The sequence below is a fragment of the Nocardioides sp. NPDC057772 genome, from assembly GCF_042798075.1.
In the GTDB taxonomy this organism is placed as follows: domain Bacteria; phylum Actinomycetota; class Actinomycetes; order Propionibacteriales; family Nocardioidaceae; genus Nocardioides.
This window is the reverse complement of sequence record NZ_JBHVKN010000298.1, coordinates 1-4,299: the sequence shown is the minus strand read 5'-3', so window position 1 is coordinate 4,299 and position 4,299 is coordinate 1. Positions and strand designations below refer to the sequence as shown.

Annotated in this window: 4 protein-coding genes; all 4 read right to left on the bottom strand. The window is 69.0% G+C overall.

Annotated elements, in window-relative coordinates; translation table 11 throughout:
- On the bottom strand, positions 1 to 1,497 hold a 1,497-nt coding region (gene guaB, locus ACFVJS_RS26580), incomplete at its 3' end, for an IMP dehydrogenase (RefSeq protein ID WP_378886562.1).
- A gap of 127 nt (positions 1,498 to 1,624) precedes the next feature.
- On the bottom strand, positions 1,625 to 2,536 hold the full coding sequence (locus ACFVJS_RS26575; RefSeq protein ID WP_378886561.1) for a GNAT family N-acetyltransferase: 912 nt from the start codon (positions 2,534 to 2,536) through the stop codon (positions 1,625 to 1,627).
- 54 nt (positions 2,537 to 2,590) lie between these two features.
- Positions 2,591 to 3,376, bottom strand: coding sequence for a DUF1684 domain-containing protein (locus ACFVJS_RS26570; RefSeq protein ID WP_378886560.1), 786 nt, complete (start codon positions 3,374 to 3,376; stop codon positions 2,591 to 2,593).
- A 66-nt stretch (positions 3,377 to 3,442) separates the two neighbouring features.
- Positions 3,443 to 4,198, bottom strand: coding sequence for a hypothetical protein (locus ACFVJS_RS26565; RefSeq protein ID WP_378886559.1), 756 nt, complete (start codon positions 4,196 to 4,198; stop codon positions 3,443 to 3,445).
- Positions 4,199 to 4,299: the final 101 nt, after the last annotated feature.

Genomic DNA, 4,299 nt, shown 5'->3' with positions numbered 1-4,299 from the left:
CATGTGGTAGTTGGGCGCCTCGGCGGTGACCTGGACGTCGTGGGGGTGCGACTCCTTGAGCGAGGCGGAGGTGATCCGCATGAAGCGGCCCTTCTCCTGCAGCTCGGGGATGGTGCGCGCACCGACGTAGAACATGGTCTGGTGCAGGCCGCCGGTGAGCTGGTGGGCAACGGTGGCCAGCGCGCCCTTGTAGGCGACCTGGCCCTCGACGCCCTCGGGGACGATCATGTCGTCGTCGGTGACCTCGGCCTGGAAGTAGCGGTCCTTGGAGAAGGACTTCTTGCCACGCGACGACATCGCGCCCATCGAGCCCATGCCGCGGTAGGCCTTGAACTGCTTGCCGTTGATCAGGACGGTGTCGCCGGGGGTCTCCTCGGTGCCGGCGAGCATCGAGCCGAGCATGACGGTGTCGGCGCCCGCGACGATCGCCTTGCCGATCTCACCGGAGTAGCGCAGGCCGCCGTCGGCGATGACCGGGACGCCGGCCGGCTTGCAGGCCAGGCTCGCTTCGTAGACGGCCGAGATCTGCGGCACGCCGACGCCGGTGACGACGCGGGTCGTGCAGATCGAGCCCGGGCCGACACCGACCTTGACCGCGTCGGCACCCGCGTCGACGAAGCTCTGCGCGCCCTCCTTGGTGGCGACGTTGCCGCCGATGACCTGGACGTGCTTGGTGGCCGGGTCGGTCTTGAGGCGGCGCACCATGTCGATCAGCATGCGTACGTTGCCATGGGCCGTGTCCGCGACGAGCACGTCGACACCGGCCTCGATGAGCGTGGTGGCCCGCTCCCAGGCGTCACCGAAGTAACCGATCGCGGCACCGACGAGCAGACGACCCTGCGCGTCCTTGGAGGCGTCGGGGAACTGCTCGGACTTCACGAAGTCCTTGACGGTGATCAGACCGGTGATGCGGCCGTCGGTGTCGACCAACGGAAGGCGCTCCAGCTTGTGCTGGCGCAGCAGCTTCGTGGCCTCCTCGCGCGAGATCTCGGCCGGACCGGTGATCAGGTCCTTCGAGGTCATCACCTCGTTGACCTTCGTAGTCGCCCACTCCGCGACCGGGGTGAACCGCAGGTCGCGGTTGGTGATGATGCCGATCAGCTTCTGGTCGACGTCGACCACGGGGAAGCCGGAGATCCGGTATTCGCCGGCGAGCTTGTCGAGCTGCTCCAGCGTCGCGTCGGGGCCGATGGTGACCGGGTTGGAGATGATCCCGGTCTGGGTGCGCTTGACGAGGTCGACCTGGTAGGCCTGATCCTCGATGCTCAGGTTGCGGTGGAGCACGCCGATGCCGCCCTGGCGGGCCATCGCGATCGCCATCCGCGACTCGGTCACGGTGTCCATCGCGGCGGAGATCAGCGGGACCCGCAGGTCGATCTCGCGGGTCAGCCGGGAGGTCGTATCGATGTCAGACGGCGCCAGATCCGAGTATCCAGGCATCAGGAGTACGTCGTCGTAGGTGAGGCCGAGCGTCGCGAACTTCTCCGGGATCTCCATGGAGAAATGTTACGGCCGGGCCCTGGAGATCGCCGAAACGGCGAGACTTCTCAGGTGTTTCCTGCACTTCTCGGGTGTTGCATTGCCTGAGAAGTGCAGGGATACCCGGTTAACCGGGTATCCCTACCTACCGCTCCAACGGCCTGAGATCCCGCACCGGCACCTTGACGGTCAGCAGATCGCCCGCCATCCGGATCCGGCCGCGCATCCCGGCAGCGAGCACCATGGGTAGGACGGCCTGGTTGTCGGACTGGGTGGTGAGCAGGATCTCGTCGGCGCCGAGCATGTGCGCGAGCTTGGCGGTGTCGACGAGCAGCCGGGTGCCGATGCCGCGGCGCTGCCAGGCCGGGTCGACGCGCAGGTTGACGACGCGCACGTTCTCGTCGTCCTCCGCCTGGCCCAGGACCTCGCCGATACCGACGGCGACGCCGTCGATCAGGGCGGTCACGGTCTCGCCGGTGACCACGAGGTCGGGGGTGCTTCCGGTGCCGAGGCGGCGCACGGGCGGGGTGGTGCCGATCGCGGCCGACTCGCGGCTGCGGTCGAGGACGTCGTTGACCAGGTCGGCCATCGCGGAGCCGCGGGCGTGCTCGGTCGCGGTGAACGGGGCGGTGCGGTGGAGCTGGACGTCGACGTCGGCGACCCGCAGCTCCATGGTGTCGTGGACGACCCCGGGCGGGGCCTCCGCCTCGGCGTCGAAGAGCTGCGCGACGACCTCGGGGAACGACATCGGCCGCTCCAGGACGTGCCGCGCCGCCTGCACGTAGCGCGTCGGCTGGTCGGCCAGGGCGGCCTCGTTGGCGGTCTGGATGACGGTGTCGCCACCGCCGGCGGCGGAGATGAGATCGCAGATCTCGCTCTCACCCCACCCCTCGGGCGTACGCAGCACGAACTCGTCGGTGACCTGCGCCAGCCCTGGGAAGATCTGCATCCCCAGGATGTTGACCTTGGCCTCACCGCAGCGCTGAGCCAGCGCCGCCAGTGCACCCGGTCGGTCCGGCAGCGTCGTACGCACTCTCCACAACATCGTCCCCGCCATGTGCCCTAGTCTGCCTGTTTCGCTGTTTCTGGTCCGTTACCCACGGTTAAACCTTCAGTCCGCGGGCGGACGAGGCGGGGTCTGCTCGCCCGCCTCGACGAGCACGTCGATGTGGTTGCTCGCGGGCGGGAGCGGGCAGGTGGCGTGGATCGTGTAGGCGCAGGGCATGTTGGCGGCGCGGTTGAAGTCGAGGACGGCCTTTCCGTCGACGGGCCGCTCGACGGCGAGCTGGCGGCACGCCGCGTAGGTCGTCACACCGCTGGTCTCGTCGGTGAACAGCAGCCACAGCTCGTCGTCGCCGCCGTCGAAGGCGATCAGCCGCTGTGGCCGACCCCCGGCCTCGAAGGCCACTTCGCCCACGGCGTCGATGGTGGTCGACCGGCCCTCGACCACGGAGCCGACCGAGATCGGTCGAGGCTCCGCGTAGGCCGTGAAGGCGGCGACGATCCGCCACGCCGGGTCCGGAGCGTACGTCGGCGTGCCGGTGTAGTCACGCAGGAACGGACCGTCGGGCTGCCGTGGCCGGAGCACCGGGGTGCCGAACCGGTCGGCGACCTCGACCGTCCCGGCGTCATAGGTCGCGATGACGCCGACGGGATCGACGTGACCGAAGACGTGGCGACCAGCGAGGGTGACACCGCCGAGCTCGAGCCACTCGCCCTCGCCGAGCTCGACGACGGCACCCTCGGGACCGTTGGACCACACGCCCGGGATCCCGGGGAACCGCTGCGGCCTGCGGCCCAGCCAGTGCAGGCCGGTGATCGCCAGGAAACCTTCGGGACTTCTCAGCTGGGCCTCCCGCTCATCGCGCCACCGCTGCCAGGCCTGCTCGAAAGTCACGCGCCGCACTCTACAAAGACTTGCGTTGCCAGGTCTTGCAATGGTCGCCGACTTTTACCCTCGGTTTTACCCCGTGTGTGCCTGGCCCTTCCCTCCCGCGAGGCGGACCAGGCGGACCGCACCGCGGGCCGCGGTGACCAGGACGAGGTACCAGATCGCCGCCACCGCCAGCAGCGGGATGATCAGATGGTTGCGCCCGTCGAGCGCCTGGACGACCCCGAGCAGATCGGTGATCGCGAGCACCGAGACCAGGCTGGTCGCCTGGAGCGTCGTCACCAGGATGTCGCCCAGCGCGTCGAGCCGGTCGCCGTTCGGGAGAGCCCTCGCCGCGTACGCCCCCAGCGCCAGCGCCAGCCCCGCGATCGCCGCGTAGACCGGCGTGACCAGCCGCACCGCGTCGATGTGCACCCCCGGGATCCCGAACGTGATGTCGGGGAAGACCAGCGCGACGTTGCTCCACAGCAGGAGCTGGACGAGCACCGGGATGCTGCCGAAGACCCAGACGTACGCCGCCGCGATCCCGCCCAGCAACGGGTTGCCCGACCGCTCCATCCTGACCACGACGAGCCCGATCGTCGCGGCCACCGCGAAGACCAGTGCGGTCAGCCGGATCGTGAGCCAGACACCGGCGAGGACGTCCGGATGGAGCAGATGGTCGACGACCTCGCCCGGGAGCAGGTTCTCGTTCCTCACCAGGCTCCACAGGAACCTGAGGAGGACGAGACCGAGGAGGGCTGCGATCACCCATTCGATCGCGCCGCGCTGGATCAGCAGGGTCGCGCCTGCCCGGCCGGTCCTGTCGGCGGCAACGGTCTCGGTCATCGCGGTGAACCATGGCGTCTCCTGGTGACCAGGAGGTTGCGATCAGCTGGTCTTTCCTTGAAATCGCCGAGTCGGCGCATCCGACCCTTCTCGCTCGCTTC